Below are 21,579 nucleotides of genomic sequence, written 5' to 3'. Positions count from 1 at the left end.
ACGGAGATTTCATCTGAGGGAAAGGGAAATGCTGCATTGCAGCGGTAGACGCGGCAGGTTTGTGTTTGGTGCAGGCCCGCCTTAGCCCTGCAAAACTTGGGCTTCCGCGCTGCGCAATGTGGCTGCAGGATCACCGGTGGTGTCGGGGCTCTTGTGCCAGGTGGTGGTGGTTTCCTCATTGGTGGCGCGCGGCGTGTTGCGCTCAATCCGCTCGGCGGTGCGGCGGAGTTGGCTGACAAGGCTGCTGACGTTGCGACAGGTGGCGGCGAGCCCCTCGGCCTGCAATGCGAGACGCGCCGGTGACAGCTCGGCGGCCGCCATCGTGGCGATGCTTTCAAGAAAGACGGTGACACGGGACAGGTGCCAATCTGCCTCCACCGCCTGATCACGGATGGTGGAGAGCGAGCATTGCGCCAGCGTGGCCGCTTCCGGGCGCAGCACCAGCGCGGTGCCGATTACGCGCTCGCCACCATCGGGCAGGCGGACCCGTTGGAGGGAGGTATCCCATTCTTGCCGCTGTCCGGCGATGGTGAGCTTTTCGACGTAGCGCAAAGGCTCGGGGCTGCGGGTGCATTCGTGATAGCGGGCGCAGGCCCAATCGGCATCGGCCTCGGGCAGCAGCGCCGTTACCTCGCGCCCGGCAACCTCTGTGGCGTTCATGCCGGAGGCGTTGGCGTGGGCGGCGTTGATGCACAAGAGCACCCAGGGCGCATCCGGCGCGCGCCGTTCAACCGCGAACATCGGCACCTCGAATCCATCAAGCAGTTGCTTCAAATCCCCCGGCTCGCGCTGCTGAAACATCAGTCTCTCCTTACTGGATGTTGGAGGATGCTAGGCCGAGGCGGTTAACGCTTGTTAAAGGCGGGGCGGCGAAACTCCGAGACTGCGGGATAAAATATCAACGATATCGTAAGGTTAACCCGCATTTACGATGATCCGCTTGGTCTGGCGAGCGCGGAACACAACGCGAACGCGCATCTTCCCCTCGGAGGCGGGAGCGGTTACACTCGCGCCATGAGCAGTCCGCAACAAGAACAGGCCCTGTCGCTCTCGCAGCAGGCGGTGGCCGCCCGACCCGCGCCCTATCTTGATGGGCTGAATCCCGCACAGCGTGAGGCGGTGGAGCAGCTTGACGGGCCGGTGCTGATGCTCGCGGGCGCGGGCACCGGCAAGACGAAGGCGCTGACCACGCGGATTGCGCACCTGTTGCTGACCCAGCGCGCGCGGCCCAATGAAATTCTCGCGGTGACCTTCACCAACAAGGCCGCACGAGAAATGAAAAATCGCGTGGCCGGGTTGATGGGGCAGGCGGTAGAGGGGATGCCGTGGTTGGGCACCTTCCACGCGATCTGCGTGAAGCTGCTGCGCCGCCATGCCGAATTGGCCGGGCTGAAGAGCAACTTCACCATCCTTGATACCGATGACCAGTTAAGGCTTCTTAAACAGCTCGTCGCCGCTGCGGGTATCGACGACAAGCGCTGGCCCGCGCGGATGCTTGCCGGGATCATCGACCAGTGGAAGAACCGGGCCCTGACACCTGACAAGGTGCCCGCCGCCGATGCCGGGGCCTATGACCACAAAGGCGTGGCGATCTACCGTGAGTATCAGAACAGGCTGAAGACGCTGAACGCGGTCGATTTTGGCGACCTGCTGCTGCACATGGTCACGATCTTCCAGGAGCATGAGGATGTGCTGGCGCAGTATCAGCGTTGGTTCAAATATATCCTCGTGGACGAGTATCAGGATACCAACGTGGCCCAATATCTGTGGCTGCGGCTGCTGGCGCAGGGGCACAAGAACATTTGCTGCGTGGGCGATGACGACCAGTCGATCTATGGCTGGCGGGGCGCCGAGGTGGGCAATATCCTGCGGTTTGAAAAGGATTTTCCCGGCGCGCATGTGGTGCGGCTGGAGCAGAACTATCGTTCGACGCCGCATATTCTGGGCGCTGCCGGAGGCGTGATTGCCGCCAACAAGGGGCGGCTGGGCAAGGAGCTGTGGACCGAGGCCGAGGAGGGCGAGAAGGTGCGCCTCATCGGCCATTGGGACGGCGAGGAAGAGGCTCGCTGGATCGGCGATGAGCTGGAGGCGACGCAGGGCGGCACGCGCGGGATGCGGCCTATCGGGTTGAACGAATGTGCCATTCTGGTGCGCGCCAGCCATCAGATGCGGGCGTTTGAAGACCGGTTTCTGACCATCGGCTTGCCCTATCGGGTGATCGGCGGGCCGCGGTTTTATGAGCGGATGGAGATTCGCGATGCGATGGCCTACTTCCGCGTGGCCGTTTCGCCTGATGATGACCTGGCGTTTGAACGCATCGTCAATACGCCCAAGCGAGGGCTGGGCGACAAGGCGATTCAGAAGATGCAGCGGGCGGCGCGGGCGAACGGGGTTTCGCTGTTTGAGGGCGCGCGGATTCTGGTGGCCTCTGGCGAGCTGACGGGCAAGGCGAAGGGGCAGCTCGGGGCGCTTCTGGAGGGCTTTGGCCGCTGGCATGGCGGGGCGTTGAACGAGGACGACCACATTGAGCTGGCCGAGCAGATTCTGGAAGAATCCGGCTACACCGACATGTGGCAGAATGACAAAACGCCCGAGGCACCGGGGCGGCTGGAGAACCTGAAGGAACTGGTGAAGGCGCTGGAATCCTTTGAAAACTTGCAAGGGTTTCTGGAGCACGTCGCGCTGATCATGGACAATGAGAGCGAGGATGACGGGCCGAAAGTGTCTATCATGACGCTGCATGCGGCGAAGGGGCTGGAGTTTCCGGCGGTGTTCTTGCCGGGCTGGGAAGACGGGCTGTTTCCGTCGCAGCGGAGCATGGACGAGAGCGGGGTGAAGGGGCTCGAGGAGGAGCGGCGGCTGGCCTATGTGGGCATCACCCGGGCCGAGGAGCTTTGCACGATTTCCTTTGCGGGCAACCGGCGGATTTATGGCCAGTGGCAAAGCGCCCTGCCGAGCCGGTTTATCGACGAACTGCCGGGCGAGCATGTGGAGGTGCTGACGCCTCCGGGGCTCTACGGTGGCGGCTATGGCGCGGCGGCTGGGGCCGGGATGGGCGGAGGCGAAGTTCGCTCGACATTACAAGAGGATGCGGCCCGCGCGGATGGCTATAACTCGCCGGGCTGGAAGCGGCTTCAGGCGCGGGCGCAGGTGCGGGGGATGAGCCAGCCGAAGGAGAGCCGGAACATGGTGATCGACGCTGAGGCGGTGTCATCGCACAGCGTGGGGGAGCGGGTGTTCCACCAGAAGTTCGGCTATGGCGCCATTACCGGGATCGAGGGCGACAAGCTTGAAATCGCTTTTGAAAAAGCAGGCGTGAAGAAGGTTGTGGCCAAGTTCGTGGTGCCTGCGTCGAGCGCGGCGGATGATATTCCGTTCTAGGCGCGGTGGGTTAACTTCCGGCCATTAACTCTGAAAAGCAGTGGGCAACATCCTGTGCACAAGGGATGCACAGCCCATGCACATGTCGAATGACATGGGAGGCGTTAATCAAAGCAGCGTGCGGTGGTGATGCGAGGGCCTCTTTTCGGCGAGATCCTCGGGTCAGACCCGAGGATGACGGTGGAGAGGGACGATCAGAGTTCGCTTCGCCAGTCGTGTTTGGGCGAAAACCCGACCAGTCGTTTGGCCTTCTCGTTGGTGAAGAAGGTCTCGTGCTCGCCCATCTCGCGGGTTTGCGGCACGCCCTCGTAGAATTGCGCGATCAGCTCGGAGGTTGGCGCGGCGACGGAGTGAGTGTCATTCGCCACGTTGAACACCTCGTAGCCAAGCCCATCGGTGCGCAGGCAGCATTCTACCATCTGCCCAAGATCCCGGGCGTCGATATAGGCAAAGAAGTTGCGGAGGCGCTTTTCGGGGGCGTTGATGAAGCCGGGGAACATCTCGGCATATTCGTGCGGCTCGATCACGTTGTTGATGCGCAACCCGTAGATGTCGGTCCCGGAGCGGCGCTGGAAGCTGCGGGCGGTGGCCTCGTTCACGACCTTGGACATGGCGTAGCTGTCTTCGGGCTCGGTGGGGTGAGTCTCATCGACGGGGATATGCTCGGGCTTGCGCTCGCCATCGGCGAAGCAGATGCCATAGGTGGTTTCGGAGGAGGCGAAAATCACCTTGCGGACCCCGGCTTTGAGCGCGGCGTCGATCACGTTGTAGGTGCCAAGGGTGTTGACGCGGAAGCATTCGGCGTCGCCCGTCACCATGATGCGCGGGACGGCAGCGAAGTGCACGACGGCATCGAAGGCGGGCACGCCGGTGCCGGGCTCCAGCTCATCGAAATCGGCATAGGCGCGCATGGCGTCATGCATGGCGCCGAGGTCGGTGATATCGGCAATGCGGTTGAGAGCACCGGGGACATTGCAGGGGGTGAGATCGACGTTTAGCACGCGATGGCCCTGCTCGAGCAGGTATTGAACAGCGTGACGACCGGCCTTGCCTGAGCCGCCGGTGAAGAGAATGCGCATGGGGGGTCTCCTTTTTCGCGCAGACTATCCGGGGGCGTCGGGGTGCGAAAGCAGAAGGCGGGCTGGGTGTGGAGAGATCTTCGGGTCGGGCCCGAGGATGACGTCTCGGGCTGCCAAATGAAAAGCGGCGATGCTCGGGAGGAGGTGAGCATCGCCGCCAATATCAGATCACCCAGGGAGGAGGTCGGGTGCCTGAATTCTGATCCCTTCCTGAAGGAAGGATGGGGCGGCTGCCTCGGGAGGAGGTGAGGCGCCGCCCCTATGCTTCCGGGGGCCCAGGGAGGAGGTCGGGCGACCCGAAACCGGTTGTTAGAGCGGCGGGCACCCCGGGAGGAGGATGGGGGCCCGCCTGATATCGGTTGGCCCAGGGAGGAGGACGGGCCGTCCGAAACCAAATTGGGTGGCGGCCTGCCCGGGAGGAGGTGGGCTGCCGCCGGATCTCAAGGGCCCAGGGAGGAGGAGAGGGCACCTCGAAACCGAAACTTGGGGGCGGTGACCTCGGGAGGAGGATGAGGTCACCGCCTATCTCGGTAGGCCCAGGGAGGAGGACGGGCCGTCCGAAACCGAATTGGGTGGCGGCCTGCCCGGGAGGAGGTGGGCTGCCGCCGGATCTCGAAGGCCCAGGGAGGAGGAGAGGGCGCTCCGAAACCGAAACTTTGGGCGGCGACGATGCTCGGGAGGAGGTGAGCATCGCCGCCTTATGACAGAACGCCCAGGGAGGAGGACGGACGTTCTGATCTCTAATACGCGCCTCCGGTTAACCGGAGGTTTGCGGCGGCGACACCGGGAGGAGATGGTGTCGCCGCCGATACCGAAGAGCCCAGGGAGGAGGAGAGGGCTCTTCGTATCCTGCGTCAGGCGCCGTAGGCGGCCTGGTAGGCAACCGAGCGGATCATCGACGGTGCAATGCCGAGGTCGGCGAGGTCGCGGTTGGTCAGGCCCTGAAGCTCACGGAGCGTCTGGCGGTACACGCGGCGCTTGGCTGCGTTTTCGCGACGGGCTTCGACGAAGGCTTCGATGCGGCCAAGGAAGCCGGTGTGGGCGGTGTTGTGTGCGGTTGCGTAAGCCATGGTGGCTGTGTCCTTAGTAATGTCGTAGCGGTGGTGGAGCCGTTCTGTGCTCCGTTTGTTGAGATCAATGTAGGCAATTGCTGCACCTGCACAAACCCCTTTTGCTGCAACGCGGCTATGCACGGGGTGAATAGGTTAAAGAGCTGGAGATTCAGGGCGTTAAGGCTAAATTTTGAGCGACAAATAAAATGCAGCAGAAATGACGCCACGTAAAAACAGCGGGCGCCGGATGGAATGAAGGGGGCGAAATGCCTGTAGATAAGGGCGATATCCAAAGCGCATTGACGAAAGTGGGGCTTGCGGATGGCGGCGACTTAGTATCTCGCGATATGATTCGTGCGTTGCAGATCAGCGACAGTGGCGAGGTTAAGTTTGTTATCGAGGCGCCGGATGCAGATGCGGCATCGCGCATGGAGCCGATTCTCGAAGCGGCCAAGGCGGCAGTTCGTGTGGTTGAAGGTGTTTCTTCCGTTTCGGCCTTGCTCACGGCGCATAGCGCGGCCCCGCAGGCCCCCAAGGCGCCCCCCAGCCTGAAGGTGGGGCGGCATCCCACCCCGCAGGCCGGGCCACAGAAGATTCCGGGTGTGGAGCGGATCATTGCGGTGGGCTCTGGCAAGGGCGGCGTTGGCAAAAGCACCGTTTCGGCGAATCTCGCGGTGGCTCTGGCGCGCGAGGGCCGGAAGGTTGGCCTGCTCGACGCTGATATATACGGACCGAGCCAGCCGCGGATGATGGGGGTGAATAAGCGCCCCGCCAGCCCGGACGGTGAGCGGATTTTGCCGTTGCATGCGCATGGCGTCACTTTCATGTCGATCGGGCTGATGCTGGAAGAGGCGCAGGCCGTCATCTGGCGCGGGCCGATGCTGATGGGCGCGCTCCAGCAGATGATGACTCAGGTGGAGTGGGGCGAGCTTGATGTGCTGATCGTCGACTTGCCGCCGGGCACGGGCGATGTGCAGCTGACGCTGTGCCAGCGCTACCCGATCACCGGCGCCGTGGTGGTGAGCACGCCGCAGGATGTGGCGCTGATAGATGCCCGCAAGGCGATCGACATGTTCGGCAAGCTCAAGACCCCGGTTCTGGGGCTGATTGAGAACATGACTACTTATATATGTCCGAACTGCGGGCATGAGGCGCATCTCTTTGGCCACGGCGGCGTGGCGGCGGAGGCCGAGAAGATGGGCGTGCCGTTGCTGGCGCAATTGCCGCTGGAGCTGGAAACCCGGCTGGGCGGCGACAAGGGCTTGCCGATTGCGGCGGGCGAGGGGCCTGCGGCGGAGGCTTACGCCCAGCTTGCGCGCGGGCTGGTGAGCGGCGGAATGGGCTGACACCGGGCCGAACTGGGAAATTGCCCCACCCATGGGAGATCATGGGATGCGGTGTGGGAATTCACGGGATCACCAGTGAGTCGCGGCGAATCGCGCGCCTGTGATGGGGCGGATTCGGGCCGCTGATGGGGGATTCAGGCAGGAGATATGGCCTGAATCCCCCTTGATTTGGCCTTGCTGCAAAGTTTTTTAGGGAAAACGAGGGAATTTTTGCCCGCGCTGGGCGGTACTATATCTAGTGTCCGCTTCGCGCTCACTTACCATAAATTCCGTGTTTTGGCTGAAAATCCTGTGATCGGACGGAACCGGCGGGGCCTTGCTTGTGCCTCCTTTGGCATTTGTGGGTGAAAGTGTTGTTGCCTCCCACGATTTCCCATGGCATACCTAATCCCAAGATGAAGACGGGAACACAAAGCGACGCAAGATCGCAAACTCCCAAAAGTCAGGCAGGCTTTCATACAGGCACCCGCTTTCATCTGAACGAAGAGATCCGGCGCGCGAGCGAGCAGACATCCCCCCCAGGTGGCGCGCGCAGTCGGACACCCAGAAATGGGACGAGGGCGGCGGATTGGGCACATGGCAGCAGCTCAATCCGCCGTTTTCATTTTCGGGGTCCGAAACCGGGCCTCGCGGGACAATGAGGGAGCGACGATTTGGGTCGCAGGTTCAGAGGCGAGAGCCACCACAAGGTGGACACGAAGGGCAGGGTGAGCATCCCGGCCCTGTTTCGCCATGTGCTGGCCGCAGAAGACCCCGATTGCTCCGAGGGCGACACGCCCAACCTCGTGATCGTTTATGGCGACAAGCGCCAGGATCACCTGAAGTGTTACACCGTCAACGCGATCAACGAGATTGACGAGAAGATCGCCGCCATGCCGCGCGGCACCAAGCAGCGGCGTTACCTTGAGCGGCTCTATTCCGGTATGTCCCTGCCCACGCAGGTTGACGAGACCGGGCGGCTGGTGCTGCCCGCCAAGTTGCGAGAGAAGATTGGCCTTGAGAAGGAGGCCTTCTTTATCGCCACGGGTGACAGCTTTCAGATTTGGAAGCCGGAGACCTATGACGAGGTTCACGGCGTGGATGACGAAGAGTGGCTGGACGAGATGGGCGATGACTTCGACCCGCTGGAGCTGCTCGACAGCGTCCAAAGCGAGGGTTGAGCGATGGCGGCGGCCGAAAGCCTTTCGCCAGACACGCCCGCAGGGCCGCCGCATGTTCCGGTTCTCATTGATCCTTTGATCGAGAACGCCGCACCGGTGGCTGGCCATTGGGTGGATGGCACCTTTGGCGCGGGCGGATATGCGCGTCGGCTGCTGGCTGCGGGCGCAGAGCGGGTGAGCGGGATCGACCGTGACCCGAGCGCCGTGGAAAACGCGGCGGCGATGATCGCGGAATTTGCGCCCCGGCTGGAGGTGCTTGAGGGCCGGTTTTCGCAGATGGGCGAATTGGTGGAGGGGCCGGTTGACGGCGTGGTGCTCGACCTTGGCGTCTCTTCGATGCAGCTCGATCAGGCGGAGCGGGGCTTTTCGTTTATGCGGGACGGGCCGCTGGATATGCGGATGGCCAGCGATGGCCCCAGTGCGGCTGACCTCGTGAACGAGGCCGATGAGGCGCATCTGGCGGATATTATTCACTTTTACGGCGAAGAGCGGGCCGCGCGGCGGATTGCCAAGGCAATCGTGAAGGCCCGGCCCTTCAGCCGGACGCTGGAGCTGGCCGAGGTGGTATCTTCCTGCCTGCCCAAGCCGCGTCCGGGGCAGGTGCACCCGGCAACGCGCAGCTTTCAGGGCATTCGCATTGCGGTGAACGACGAATTTGGCGAGCTGATCGCCGGGCTTGAGGCGGCGGAGGGCCTGCTGGGCAAGGGCGGTGTGCTGGCGGTTGTCACCTTTCATTCGCTCGAAGACCGGGTGGTGAAGCGCTACCTCGCCGCGCGCTCGGGTGCCGCCCCGCGCGGCAATCGCTATGCGCCCGAGGTTGCGGCCCCGCCGGCACCCTTTGCGCCGATCACGCGCAAGGTGGTGGCCCCCTCGGAGGAAGAGACCGCCGCCAACCCGCGCGCGCGTTCGGCCAAGCTGCGCATGGCGCGGCGGACGGGCGAGGCAGGTGGCGAAGTGGATAGGGCACAAATGGGCCTGCCGGGCCCGAAACATTGGTGGAAAGGGTAAGGACGGATGCGTGGCTTCTTCTATGTCATCTCGGCGCTGGCGGTGATGGGCCTGGCCTTTTGGGCCTATCATGAGAACTACCAGACCCAGAAAGCCCAGAAGGATATGGCCAAGCTGCGCGGTGAGATCCGCGCGCTCTATGATACCCGCGCGATGCTGCGGGCTGAATGGGCCTATCTCAACCGCCCCGAGCGGCTGGCCGAACTGGCGGAACTGAACTTCACCCGGCTTGGGCTACTGCCTTTCGGGGCCGAGCAGTTTGGACGGGTGGACCAGGTGGGCTTCCCGGCTGAGGAGCCGCTTCCGATTACCGATCCGGTAGAGATCAGCGGCACGCTGGATGACGAAGAGGAGCAGACCCCATGACCCGCACCCCGCTGCGCCCGTTGGCCCGCGTCATTGCTGCGCGCCAGAGCGGGCAGAACCCCGATGCCATCGAGCGCGAGAACCTGCGCAAGCGCAATGAGGAGCAGCGCGACAAGCTGCGATTCCGCGCCGAGGGGCGGTTGTTTGTGCTGGGCGTGTGCTTCTTTTGCGCTTTCGTGGTGATCGGCGCGCGGATGGGGCACCTTGCGGCCTCGGTGCCCGCCGAGCCGACCAGCGGCGGCGTGGCCGAGCTGATCAGCGCCACCCGGGCCGACATTGTTGACCGGCAGGGCCGGGTTCTGGCCACCAACCTTTCGACTCACTCTCTTTATGCCCAGCCGCCGCATATGGTGGAAAAGGAGCGTGCCGCCGAGGAGTTGGCGAAAATCTTCCCCGACCTGGATGTGGAAAAGCTGAAGCGGCAGTTCACCGGCAAGCGCAAGTTTGTGTGGGTCAAGAAGAAGATCAGCCCCGAGCAGATGCAGGCGGTGCATGACATTGGCGAGCCGGGGCTGCTGTTTGGCCCGCGCGAGATGCGGCTTTATCCCAATGGCAAGCTGGCGGCGCATATTCTTGGCGGCGCGAGCTTTGGCCGCGAGGGGGTGCATAGCGCCGAGGTTGTGGGCGTTGCGGGCGTGGAAAAGCAATTTGACGAGCTGCTGCGTGACCCGGCCCGCGCCGGCAAGCCGCTTGAGCTGACCATCGACCTCACGGTGCAGGCGGTGACGGAAGAGGTGCTTTATGGCGGCATGAAGCTGATGAACGCCAAGGGCGCGAGTGCGGTGCTGATGGATGTGCACAGCGGTGAGATCATCGCCATGGCCAGCCTGCCGGACTTTGACCCAAACAACCGCCCGCGCCCGCTGACCAGTGGCGACCAATCTGACAGCCCGCTGTTCAACCGGTCGGTGCAGGGGGTGTATGAGCTTGGCTCGACCTTCAAGATTTTTGCCGCCGCGCAAGCGATGGAGCTGGGGCTGGTGAACCCGGACACGGTGATCAACACCAAGGGCCCTCTGACATGGGGCAAGCACCGGATTCGCGACTTCCACAACTACGGCAATGAGCTGAGTGTGACCAAGATCATCGTGAAGTCTTCCAACATCGGCACGGCGCGGCTGGCGATGGATATTGGCGCCAAGCGGCAGCGGGAGTTCCTCGACCAGCTGGGCTTTTTGGAGCCGACCCCGGTGGAGATGGTAGAGGCCCCGACGGGCAAGCCGCTGCTGCCGCCGAAGTGGTCGGAAATCTCCACGATGACGATCAGCTACGGCCACGGCCTTTCGGCCAGCCCGCTGCATTTGGCGACGGGATATGCCTCGCTTTTGAACGGGGGAACAAGGGTTTACCCGACACTCCTGAAGCAGAGCGTGAACAAGACCGGGCCGCGCGTGGTGAGTGCGCGCACATCGGAGCGTGCGCGAATTATGCTACGCAAGGTTGTGACCGAGGGCACCGCCAGCTTTGGCGAAGTGGAGGGCTATGCGGTGGGTGGCAAGACCGGCACCGCCGACAAGCCCAAGCCGCGGGGTGGCTATTACAAGGACAAGGTGATTGCCACCTTCGCTACCGTCTTCCCGGCCCATGACCCGAAATATGTGCTGGTTGTCAGCCTCGATGAGCCGGTGGAACTGACCGGCCCCAAGCCGCGCCGCACGGCAGGCTGGACGGCGGTGCCGGTGACGGCAGAGATGATCCGCCGCGTCGCCCCGCTTTTGGGCCTTCGGCCAAGCGTTGAACCCGGCGCTGAAGCTGCGATAGTAAAGGCCTCGAATTGAGCAGAAAGCAGGGGTCAGTCAGCGATGAGCGAGAGAGCAAAAGTAAGATCGCTGGCAGAGCTGGGGCTGACTGCTCAGGGCGGGGCTGAGGCGCGGATCACCGGGCTTGCGGTGGACAGCCGCGATGTGGAAGAGGGCTTTCTCTTCGCGGCGCTGCCGGGCGTGAACATTCATGGCGCAGAATTTGTGGGCTACGCGTTGCGTATGGGCGCGAGCGCGGTGCTGACCGATGCCGAGGGCGCGGCGCTGGCCGCTGAGGCCCTGCGCGATTTCAACGCGGCGCTGGTGGTTGTGGAAGATCCGCGAGGCGCGCTGGCGATGGCGGCGGCGCTTTGGTTTGGCGCCCAGCCCGATGTGATTGTGGCCGTGACCGGCACCAACGGCAAGACAAGCGTGGCCAGCTTTACCCGCCAGATCTGGATGGCGATGGGCCTTGTGGCAGTGAACCTTGGCACGACCGGGGTAGAGGGCGCGTGGGAATATCCGCTGAAACACACCACGCCCGAGCCGATCACCCTGCACCGCGCGCTGGCGGCGGCGGTGGAAGAGGGGGTGACCCATGCCGCGATGGAGGCCAGCTCGCACGGGCTGGCGCAGCGGCGGCTGGATGGCGTTGGGCTGGCGGCGGCGGGCTTTACCAATTTCACGCAGGATCATCTCGATTATCACGAGACTTTTGAAGATTACTTCAACGCCAAGGCGCGGCTGTTTCATCGGGTGCTGGCCGACGATGCGCCGGCGGTGATCAACATGGAAGATGCGCGCGGCCCCGAGATGGCGGCGATTGCCGAGGAGGCGGGCCATGCGGTGCTGCGGGTGGGCCGCGATGAGGGCTATGAGCTTTGCATCATTTCGCAGCGGTTCGATGCGACCGGGCAAGACCTGCGGTTTTTGCATGAGGGCACGCCGCGGCAGGTGCGGTTGGGGCTGATCGGGGGCTTTCAGGCGGAAAACGTGATGGTGGCCACCGGGCTTGTCATCGCCAGCGGGGCGGACCCGGTGGAGGTGTTCAACGCGCTGCCGCAACTGGTGACGGTGCGGGGCCGGATGCAGCTGGCTGCCACCCGCCAGAACGGCGCGGCGGTGTTTGTGGATTATGCCCATACGCCGGACGCCCTTGAAACCGCGCTGAAGGCGCTGCGCCCGCATGTGATGGGCCGCCTTGTGGTGGTTTACGGCGCAGGGGGCGACCGCGACACAGGCAAGCGCCCGCTGATGGGCGAGGCGGCGCGAGACCATGCCGATGTGCGGATCGTGACAGATGACAACCCGAGATCGGAAGACCCATCGGCCATCCGCGCGGCCATTCTGCAGGCCGACCCGGAGGCCACCGAGGTGGGCGACAGGTCTGAGGCGATCTTGCGCGGCGTCGATGCGCTGGGGCCGGGCGATGCGCTGCTGATTGCGGGCAAGGGGCATGAGACCGGGCAGATCGTGGGGGATGATGTATTTCCCTTTGACGATGTGGAGCAGGCTTCAATCGCCGTGGCCGCGCTTGATGGGCAAATGACATGAGCGCTTTGTGGACGGCTGCCGATGCGGCGCAGGCCACGGGCGGCGAGGCGCGGGGCGGCGATTGGGCGGCCAACGGGCTTTCGATCGACACCCGCAGCATTGTGCCCGGCGAGATGTTCGTGGCGTTGAAGGATGTGCGCGACGGGCATGACTTTGTTGCCGATGCGCTGGCCAAGGGAGCGGCAGCGGCGCTGGTGAGCCGGGTGCCGGAGGGCTGCGAAGAGGCCCCGCTGCTGATTGTGCCGAATGTGCTGGAGGGCCTTGAGGCGCTGGGCCGGGCGGGCCGGGCACGCAGCCGCGCCAAGGTGGCGGGTGTCACCGGCTCGGTGGGCAAGACCTCGACCAAGGAGATGTTGCGGGCCATTCTTGCGCGGCAGGGCAGGGTGCATGCGGCCGAGAAGAGCTTCAACAACCATTGGGGCGTGCCGCTGACGCTGGCGCGGATGCCGGTGGATGCCGATTTTGCCGTGATCGAGATTGGCATGAGCAACCCCGGCGAGATCGCGCCGCTGGCGCGAATGGCGCGGCCCGATGTGGCGATGATCACCACGGTCGCCCCGGCCCATATGGCGGCCTTTGGCTCGCTGGAGGGTATTGCCCGCGAAAAGGCGAGCATCTTCGAGGGGCTGGAGCCGGGCGGCGTGGCGGTGATCAATGGCGATCTTGAGACCACTCCGATTTTGCGCGCTGCCGCCGAGGCGGCTGGCGGGACGGTTGTAACCTTCGGGAAAGGTGGCGAATTTGCGCTGGGCAAGGTGGTGCTGACGGAGGGGCAGACGGTTGCGGAGGCGCGGCTGCACGACCGGTCGGCGCTGTTCAAGCTAACCACGCCGGGCACGCATTTTGCGATGAACGCGCTGGGGGCGCTGGCGGTGGCGGAGGCGCTGGGGGCCGACGCGGGGCTTGCCACGGCGGACCTTGCGAAGTGGACGCCCTATGAAGGGCGCGGCGCAAAAGAAGAGGTCACCACCGACCCGGCCCATGCGGGCGGGTTTTTGACCCTGTTTGACGACAGTTACAATGCCAACCCGGCCTCCATGGCGGCCTCGCTGGAAATGCTGGCCACCACCGCGCCGCGCGATGGCATCGGGCGGGTGCGCAAGGGCCGCCGGATTGCGGTGATCGGCGACATGCTGGAGCTGGGTCCGGAGGAGAGGGCGCTGCATGCGACGCTGGCCGGGCTGGGGCCGATGGAGGCGATTGACACGGTGCACACGGTGGGCCCGCTGAGCGAGGCGCTGCACGCTGCATTGCCGGAAGATCAGCGCGGACATCACGCACCTGATGGCGCGGCGATGGCCAAGGAAATCTCGCGGCTGGTGGATGCAGGTGACGTTGTGCTGGTGAAGGCCTCGCTGGGCACCGGGCTGGCGCGGGTTGTTGACGCGATACGGAAAATGGGCCAAGGCAGCCCGAATTAACGACAACGACAAAAGAGAAAGAGGGGCTGGGGCATGCTCTATTGGCTGGCAGAGCTTGGTGACGGGGGCGGAGCGTTCAACCTGTTTCGCTACATCACCTTTCGGGCCGGCGCGGCGTTTTTTACCGCGTTGATCTTTGGCTTCATCTTCGGGCGGCCGCTCATCAACATGCTGCGCAAGCGCCAGAAGGGCGGCCAGCCGATCCGCGATGACGGGCCGGAAAGCCATATGCTGACCAAGGCGGGCACGCCGACGATGGGGGGCTTGCTGATCCTCTCGGCGCTGGCGCTTTCGACGCTGCTCTGGGCGCGGCTCGACAACCCCTATGTCTGGATCGTGCTGCTGGTGACGGTGGGTTTTGGGCTCATTGGTTTTGCCGATGATTACGCCAAAGTCTCCAAGCAGAACACCAAGGGCGTGTCGGGCAAGGTGCGCTTTGGCCTTGGGCTGCTGATTGCGGCCTGTGCGGGCACGGCGGCGGCGTGGTTTCATCCTGTAGAGCTTCAGGGGCAGCTTGCCTTGCCGGTGTTCAAGGATGTGCTGATAAACCTCGGCATCTTCTTTGTGCCCTTCTCGATGGTGGTGATCGTGGGCGCGGCCAATGCAGTAAACCTGACAGACGGGCTCGATGGCCTTGCGATCATGCCGGTGATGATTGCGGCCGGGACGCTGGGCGTGATTGCCTATGCTGTCGGCCGGGTGGACTTTACCGAATATCTTGACGTGCATTACGTGCCCGGCTCGGGTGAGTTGCTGATTTTCTGTGCCGGGCTGATCGGCGGAGGGCTTGGCTTTTTGTGGTATAACGCGCCGCCTGCCGCCGTCTTTATGGGCGACACGGGCTCTCTGGCCCTCGGCGGGGCGCTTGGCGCGATTGCGGTTGTCACCAAGCACGAGCTGGTGCTGGCGATCGTCGGCGGCATTTTCGTGGCCGAGGCGCTCTCGGTGATCATCCAAGTGCTCTACTTCAAGCGCACCGGCAAGCGGGTGTTTCTGATGGCGCCGGTGCACCATCACTTTGAAAAGCGTGGCTGGGCCGAACCGCAGATCGTGATCCGGTTCTGGATCATCTCGCTGATCCTTGCGCTGATCGGGCTGGCGACGCTGAAAATCCGGTGAGTGATGACGGGATCATCCGGCGAGCGCTTGTCACGGGCGGCAACCGGGGGATTGGCTATGCGATTGCCGAGGGGCTGATTGCGCGGGGCCATGAGGTGGTGATTGCCTGCCGCGACGAGGCGGCGGGGGAGGCGGCGGCGGACACGCTGGGGGCCGATCTCTTCGTGATGGACCTCACGCAGCCTGATGACATGCTGTCGCTGCTCGATGGCGAGCCCTTCGACATTTTGGTGAACAACGCAGGGGTGTTTCCGCAGGGGTCGCTGTTTGAAAACCCCGAGGGGTTGTTTGAGGCGATGCAGGTGATGGTGGAGGCGCCATTTTTGCTGATGCGGGCGCTGGTGCCGGGGATGGCGCTGCGGGGCTGGGGGCGGATCGTGAATGTCTCTTCCGGCTACGGCAGCTTTGCGCAGGGGATGGCGGGGCCGAATGGCTATGGCGTTGCCAAAGCGGCGCTGAACGCGCTGACCTGTGTGGTGCCGAGGGATTTGCCGCCTCATGTGAAGGTGAACGCGATGGACCCGGGCTGGGTGCGCACGCGTATGGGCGGGCCGGAGGCGACCAGCTCGCCCGAGGAGGCGGCGGAGACGGCGCTGTGGCTGGCGACCCTGAGCGAGGATGGGCCGACGGGCGGGTTCTTTCGCCGCAAGCTGCCGATTGAGTGGTGACGGGCGGGGTGACGGCGCTCCCCCACCCACCCACCCCGCGCCGCCACCCCGCCCTTGGCGGCAACGCCTTGGGCCTGAAGGGCAGTGGCGCGTGGCGTTGGCGTGGGATTGAGTATTTTCAGCAAGAAAATGCAGGTGGTTCGGGCCCGATTGCGGGTGGTTGCGCTTAGTTGTAGGCAGGGATCGGGTTGAACGGGAGTTTGCGATGATCCCTGTGCGCGGGTTTGATGGGGCCACGGTGGCGGTTCTTGGGCTGGGGCGCTCTGGCCTCACGGCGGCGCGGGCGCTGGCGGCGGGCGGCGCCGAGGTGATTGGCTGGGACGATGGCGAGAGTGGCCGGGCGAAGGCGGAGGCCGAGGGGATTGCGCTGCGCGATCTGACCAAGCCGGGGGCCTTCGAGGGGGTGGCCAGCTTAGTGGTTTCGCCCGGGATCCCGCATTTGTATCCGGCGCCGCATGCCGCGATTGCCGCTGCGCTTGCGGCGGGGGTGCCGGTGGACAATGACATCGGGCTGTTCTTTCGCTCTTTCGCCACGCCGGAGTGGGACAGGTTTGACGTGGTGCCGAAGGTTTTTGCGGTGACCGGCTCGAACGGCAAGAGCACTACCTCGGCGTTGATCCACCATATCCTGAACGAGGCGGGGCGGGACTGCCAACTGGCGGGGAATATCGGGCGCGGGGTGCTGGATATCGAGCCGGTGGGCGATGGTGGCGTGGTGGTGCTGGAGCTTTCGAGCTATCAGACCGATCTGGCCCGGGCGCTGACGCCGGATGTGGCGGTGTTCACCAACCTCAGCCCCGATCACCTCGACAGGCATGGCGGCTTTGGCGGTTATTTCGCGGCCAAGCGGCGGCTGTTTGCAGAGGGCGGGCCGGACCGGGCGGTGATTGGGGTGGATGAGCCCGAGGGGCTGTTTTTGGCCGGGCAGATGGCCGAGGGGCCGGGGGATGACCGGGTGATCCGGGTGAGCAGCGGGCAGAAGCTGGCCGGGGCCGGGTGGACTGTGTTTGCGAAGAAGGGCTTTTTGGCGGAGTGGCGCAAGGGGCGGCAGGTGGGCTCGGTTGACCTGCGCAATATTCCGGGGCTGCCGGGGGCGCATAACCATCAGAACGCCTGCGCGGCCTATGCGGCCTGTCGCACGCTGGGGCTGGGGCCGAAGGAGATTGAGCGCGCGTTCCGCAGCTTTGAGGGCCTGCCGCACCGCTCGCAGCGGATTGCCGAGGCGGGGGGTGTTTTCTTCGTCAACGACAGCAAGGCCACCAATGTGGACAGCGCGGCCAAGGCGCTGGCGGCCTTCAATGGCATTCGCTGGATCTGTGGCGGGCTGGAGAAGGAAGGCGGGCTGGAGGGCTTGCAGGGCAGCCTCGGCAATGTGGTGAAAGCCTATGTCATCGGGCGCGAGGCCGAGGGCTTTGCGATGCGGCTGGGCGCAGGTGTGGAGGCGGAAGTGTGCCACACGATGGAAGCGGCCGTGGCGCGGGCGGTGGCCGAAGCGCAGCCGGGCGAGACGGTGTTGCTGGCCCCGGCGGCGGCGAGTTTTGACCAATATGACAGCTTCGAAAAGCGGGGCGAGGACTTTGCCGAGTGCGTGCAGGCAGCCCTGCGCTGAACGCGGTCGATCCGAAATCGGGCATTGACGGCGATGCGGAAATGCAGGGTGGGCGAGGCCTGATCTGGCGGTTTTCAGGCAATAAAACTTGAGTTTTCGATCCCGTTTTTGGCCTGCGCGGGCGGTTTGGGTGCCTCGAAGTGAGGCTACAAGATGTTGTATAGGCAGGTTTTTATGCCCCAAGGGCCAGTGTGGCGAAATTTCGGCAAATTTCCGCTTTGTTTTTCCGAATCATCCTGTATATCTGGCAGCAAGAGTAGTGAGTATCGCCCCTAACAACAAAATATAGGGCGGACGTATATAAACGCACTGGCGCATAAGACGCTGGGCTACACAAAGGCGGTTATGATGCAGGCAATTGAGTTTGTGGTCCGTGATGGTGCGGGCAACCTCTCCAATGGTACTTTCGGCAATGATGGTGTTGGCTCCCGGCTGAACGTGGGCAATGGGCAGCAAGTTTCGCTGCACCTCGCTGAAGCTGACGTGAAGAGCTACACCCGCGATGGCGATGATCTGGTGATCGAGCTGGCCGATGGTTCGATGATCCGGCTGGCGGGCTATTTCGACGGCGAGAACATGCTTTACCTCTCCAAGGGCGGCGACCTGATGGCGGTGGAGCTGACCCAAGGTGCGGATGAAGAGCTTTATGCGCTTTACCAGCACGAGGCGAGCTGGGGCAAATGGAGCCCGAGTGACGATCTGATTCACTACGAAGAGCCCGAGGTGATGGCGGCACAGTTTGACACTGGGCTGCTTGGTCTTGGGGGCATCGGTGGCGGTGCGATCCCCGCGCTCGTGGGTGTTGGCGGTGTCATCACCGGCGTGGGCGGCGGTGACGATGGCGGCGGCGGTGGCCCCACCTATGACGTGACGGTTGAGCCGGGCGACTGGATCCTTGGCGGCGATGACGACCCTGAGCCGAGCTTCCCCGTGACCGGCACCGGCGTGCCGGGCGAGGATGTTGTGGTGACGGCGGGCGATGTGACCCAGGTTGTGACCGTGGGTGATGACGGCACCTGGGAGGTGATCTTCACCGGCGACACGCTGCCCGAAGATGGTGACTATGGAGTGGAAGTGACCACCAATGATCAGGGCGGCGACGAGGTGGTTCTGACCGGCCCGGACGTGCTGATCGACACCGTTGCCCCGGAGGTGACCTTTACCTCGGGCGTGGTTTCCACGGATGATTTCTTCAACGGCGACAGCTATGGCGACGGCGTTGTTGTCAGCGGCACCTCAGAGCCGGGCGCGACACTGATCGTGACCGTTGGCGGCGTGGCCACCGAGCTGGTGGTGGGCGAAAGCGGCACTTGGGAGGTCACCTTTGGCCCCGACGCTGCGCCCGAAGGTGAGTATGAAGCCGATGTCAGCGTTTACGCTGTGGATGCGGTTGGCAACTCGGCCACCTATGGCGATGTGATCGTGGTGGACACGGTGGGGGGCGTCAGCTTTGACGATCTTTCCTTCGGCGGTGATTACACGATCAACGGCACCGAGGCCGAGGGCAGCATCAGCTTTACCGGCGTGACGCAGCCGGGATCGACCGTGGTGATCAGCTTTGAGGGCGTGGACTATCCGGCGACCGTCGCTGGCGATGGCAGTTGGTCTCTTACCTTTGGCCCCGGCGAGTTTCCGGGTGGTGAATACGAGGCCACGCTGGTGGCCACGGCAACCGATACCCATGGCAATGTGACCACGGCCAGCAGCAGCTGGACGGTGGACACGGTGACGAATGTCACGCTCACCCCGGGCTTTGCGGGCGCGGATGGCGTTATCAATGCCGAGGACCGCGAGGGCGGGTTGGTGCTGACGGGCAGCACTCAGCCGGGCAACGTGGTTGAGGTGCAGATTGGCGATGCGACCTATCCGGCAACCGTCAGCGCGACCGGAAGCTGGAGCCTGACGCTTGCGCCGGGTGACATCCCCGAGGGGGCCTATACCTCGCAGATTACCGTGACCTCGACAGATGGCGCGGGCAACGTGGCCACCACCGGCGCGCCGCTTGTTGTCGACACGCTGGGCTTTGTGGAGTTTTCGGGCAATCCCGTTACCGCAGATGATGTGGTGAATGGCACCGAAGCGGGGCAGTCGATTTCGCTTACGGGCACCACGATGCCGGGCTCTTCTGTGATGATCACCATGAACGGGGCCAACTACCCTGCCGTGGTGGATGCGGGCGGCAACTGGGTTGTCACCTTCCCGCCCTCGAGCTTTCCGGCGGGGGAATACGACATGCCCGTCACCGCCACGGCCACATCGCCTGCGGGCAACGCCTCGATGGCAACGACCGTGGTGGATGTGGACACGATGGGCTGGGTGACGATTTCGGGCGCGCCGGTCACCGCCGATGACGTGGTGAACGCGGTGGAAGCGGCGGATGGCGTGACCCTCACCGGCATGACCGAGCCGGGCTCCACGGTGAATGTGCAGCTGGGCAATGTGACGGTGCCGGCCGTGGTGGCCGCCGATGGCAGCTGGACGGCAAGCTTTGCTCCGGGCCAGATTGCGCCGGGCACCTATCAAGCGCCGATCTCTGTGACCGCCACGGATGCGGCGGGCAACAGCTCGACCGCGCATGACACGCTGGCCATCGACACAGAGACCGCCGTGACGCTGAACGCCCAGGTGGAAGGCGACGGCATCATCAACGAGGCCGAGGCCGCCAATGGCGTGGTGCTGACTGGCACAGGCGAGCCGGGCGCTGCGGTTCAGGTCACCTTCGCGGGGGTCACACGACCGGCCACGGTGGATGGCGCTGGCAACTGGCAGGTGGCCTACCTTCCCGGCGACATTCCGGCGGGCGAGACCATGGCGAGCGTCTCGGTTACCGCAACGGATGCGGCGGGCAACGTGGCCACGGCGGCGGGCGAGATCGAGGTGGATCGTATCATCGACCTCACACTCGACGGGCCGATCGCGGTGGATGACATCGTCAACGAGGTCGAACATGGCGAGGGCGTGCAGCTTTCGGGCACGGTCGAGCCTGGCTCGACGGTTGAGGTCACGCTTGGCAGCGCAACGCATACGGCGGTGGTGCTGGCGGATGGCACATGGTTCACCACCTTCGCGCCGCAAGAGGTGCCAGAGGGCGACTATCTGGCCAGCATCTCAGCGGTGGCAACCGACGGGGCGGGCAACATGGCCTCGATCACCGACTCGGTGCAGGTGGATACCTTTGTGGAGCCGCTGACCATTTCCACGGTTGAGGGCGACGACATCGTGAACGCCGAAGAGCAGGCCGATGGGGTGAGCTTTGCGGGCACGGTTGAGCCCGGGTCGAGCGTGATCGTCAGCTTTGAGGGCACCACCCATGCCGCAACTGTCGATGCGGCGGGCAACTGGACGGTGGCCTTTGCCGCGGGCGAGATCCCGACGGGCGAATACACCGCCGCTGCCACGGTTGTGGCCACCGATGCGGCGGGCAACACCCGCACCGAGACCACGGATGTATCGGTGGATACCGACAACCCCGATGCGCCGGTGATCCTGAGCTTCCGTCAGGGGGGCACGGGTGTGCGCGAGATTGGCGTGGATCAGAACGACGACATCACCGAAGTTCAGCAGATCGACGGCGCGGGCAATGTGTCTGCAGTGGCCTACGATCTGGAGATCGACGACGAGTGGGGCGAGGTGATCTTTGACTTCAACGAGGCGATCCCGACCGGTTCCAACCTTGTTGTCACCTCCACCGATGCGGCGGGCAACCACGCGGGCACGCTCTTTGTGATGGAAGATCCGGGCAACTCGGTGGTTGATCTTGCCAACCCGGGCCTTGGCCAGTTCGATATTCAGGCGGTGGATTTGCAGTTTGCCTCCGAGGCGGAGCTGACGATCACGCCCGATCAGCTGGCGGAGCTTTCGGGCTTTACCAATGAGCTCGTCATTCACGGCGGCGATGATGACATCGTCAACGCTGCGGGGGCCACGGCCACCGGCGAGACGCGGGTGATCGAGGGCGAGAGCTACGATGTGTACACGCTGGGCGAGGGCACGCTTGTCGTCGACCAGGACATACAGGTGAACCCGGCGCTGGTGTGATCCCGTCAGCGTGGGAATGAGGTTACCGGGACGGCGCCC

General features: G+C 64.1%; 15 protein-coding genes. 12 read left to right on the top strand and 3 right to left on the bottom strand.

Annotated features, from left to right (window positions below; translation table 11 throughout):
• Positions 1 to 81 precede the first annotated feature (81 nt).
• The gene (locus ACXAG6_RS15835; protein WP_475338756.1) at positions 82 to 801 is read right to left on the bottom strand and encodes a hypothetical protein; all 720 of its coding nucleotides are present in this window, start codon (positions 799 to 801) and stop codon (positions 82 to 84) included.
• Positions 802 to 1,014: 213 nt separating this feature from the next.
• On the opposite strand from ACXAG6_RS15835, the gene ACXAG6_RS15830 reads away from it, so the two are divergent.
• Positions 1,015 to 3,381, top strand: a complete 2,367-nt coding sequence (locus tag ACXAG6_RS15830; protein WP_475338755.1) for an ATP-dependent helicase — start codon at positions 1,015 to 1,017, stop codon at positions 3,379 to 3,381.
• A 194-nt stretch (positions 3,382 to 3,575) separates the two neighbouring features.
• Here ACXAG6_RS15830 and ACXAG6_RS15825 read toward each other — a convergent pair whose 3' ends face one another.
• Both ACXAG6_RS15825 and ACXAG6_RS15820 read right to left on the bottom strand, forming a co-directional pair.
• Positions 3,576 to 4,460, bottom strand: coding sequence for an NAD-dependent epimerase/dehydratase family protein (locus ACXAG6_RS15825; protein ID WP_475338753.1), 885 nt, complete (start codon positions 4,458 to 4,460; stop codon positions 3,576 to 3,578).
• A gap of 854 nt (positions 4,461 to 5,314) precedes the next feature.
• A complete protein-coding gene (locus tag ACXAG6_RS15820) occupies positions 5,315 to 5,530 on the bottom strand; it encodes a DUF1127 domain-containing protein (RefSeq protein WP_140014842.1) in 216 nt (71 codons plus the stop codon).
• A gap of 248 nt (positions 5,531 to 5,778) precedes the next feature.
• On the opposite strand from ACXAG6_RS15820, the gene ACXAG6_RS15815 reads away from it, so the two are divergent.
• The 11 genes from ACXAG6_RS15815 (at position 5,779) to ACXAG6_RS15765 (ending at position 21,540) form a co-directional block, all read left to right on the top strand.
• Positions 5,779 to 6,858, top strand: a complete 1,080-nt coding sequence (locus ACXAG6_RS15815) for an Mrp/NBP35 family ATP-binding protein (protein ID WP_475338751.1) — start codon at positions 5,779 to 5,781, stop codon at positions 6,856 to 6,858.
• A gap of 653 nt (positions 6,859 to 7,511) precedes the next feature.
• Positions 7,512 to 8,018 (top strand): division/cell wall cluster transcriptional repressor MraZ, encoded by a 507-nt coding sequence (mraZ, locus tag ACXAG6_RS15810; protein ID WP_475338750.1) that lies wholly within the window; start codon positions 7,512 to 7,514, stop codon positions 8,016 to 8,018.
• 3 nt (positions 8,019 to 8,021) lie between these two features.
• Positions 8,022 to 9,026, top strand: coding sequence for a 16S rRNA (cytosine(1402)-N(4))-methyltransferase RsmH (rsmH, locus tag ACXAG6_RS15805; RefSeq protein ID WP_475338749.1), 1,005 nt, complete (start codon positions 8,022 to 8,024; stop codon positions 9,024 to 9,026).
• Positions 9,027 to 9,032: 6 nt separating this feature from the next.
• On the top strand, positions 9,033 to 9,392 hold the full coding sequence (gene ftsL, locus ACXAG6_RS15800; protein ID WP_140014838.1) for a cell division protein FtsL: 360 nt from the start codon (positions 9,033 to 9,035) through the stop codon (positions 9,390 to 9,392).
• Entirely contained in the window at positions 9,389 to 11,170 is a 1,782-nt protein-coding gene (locus ACXAG6_RS15795; protein ID WP_475338748.1) for a peptidoglycan D,D-transpeptidase FtsI family protein, read from the top strand. Before ftsL ends, ACXAG6_RS15795 begins: the two co-directional genes overlap by 4 nt.
• Positions 11,171 to 11,194: 24 nt before the next feature.
• A complete protein-coding gene (locus tag ACXAG6_RS15790; protein ID WP_475338747.1) occupies positions 11,195 to 12,685 on the top strand; it encodes a UDP-N-acetylmuramoyl-L-alanyl-D-glutamate--2,6-diaminopimelate ligase in 1,491 nt (496 codons plus the stop codon).
• Complete coding sequence (locus tag ACXAG6_RS15785) at positions 12,682 to 14,106, top strand: UDP-N-acetylmuramoyl-tripeptide--D-alanyl-D-alanine ligase (RefSeq protein WP_475338746.1); 1,425 nt, start codon at positions 12,682 to 12,684, stop codon at positions 14,104 to 14,106. Before ACXAG6_RS15790 ends, ACXAG6_RS15785 begins: the two co-directional genes overlap by 4 nt.
• 33 nt (positions 14,107 to 14,139) lie before the next feature.
• Positions 14,140 to 15,225: a phospho-N-acetylmuramoyl-pentapeptide-transferase gene (gene mraY, locus ACXAG6_RS15780; protein ID WP_475338745.1), complete on the top strand. Its 1,086-nt coding sequence runs from the start codon at positions 14,140 to 14,142 to the stop codon at positions 15,223 to 15,225.
• Positions 15,222 to 15,893: an SDR family NAD(P)-dependent oxidoreductase gene (locus ACXAG6_RS15775; protein ID WP_475338744.1), complete on the top strand. Its 672-nt coding sequence runs from the start codon at positions 15,222 to 15,224 to the stop codon at positions 15,891 to 15,893. The genes mraY and ACXAG6_RS15775 overlap by 4 nt, the downstream gene beginning before the upstream one ends.
• Before the next feature lie 205 nt (positions 15,894 to 16,098).
• Complete coding sequence (gene murD, locus ACXAG6_RS15770) at positions 16,099 to 17,502, top strand: UDP-N-acetylmuramoyl-L-alanine--D-glutamate ligase (RefSeq protein WP_475338742.1); 1,404 nt, start codon at positions 16,099 to 16,101, stop codon at positions 17,500 to 17,502.
• Positions 17,503 to 17,847: 345 nt separating this feature from the next.
• Entirely contained in the window at positions 17,848 to 21,540 is a 3,693-nt protein-coding gene (locus ACXAG6_RS15765; RefSeq protein WP_475338741.1) for an Ig-like domain-containing protein, read from the top strand.
• The last annotated feature ends 39 nt before the right edge of the window (positions 21,541 to 21,579 follow it).

The organism is Vannielia sp. ABF1_015 (genome assembly GCF_056160745.1).
This window is presented reverse-complemented; position numbering and strand designations above follow the sequence as displayed.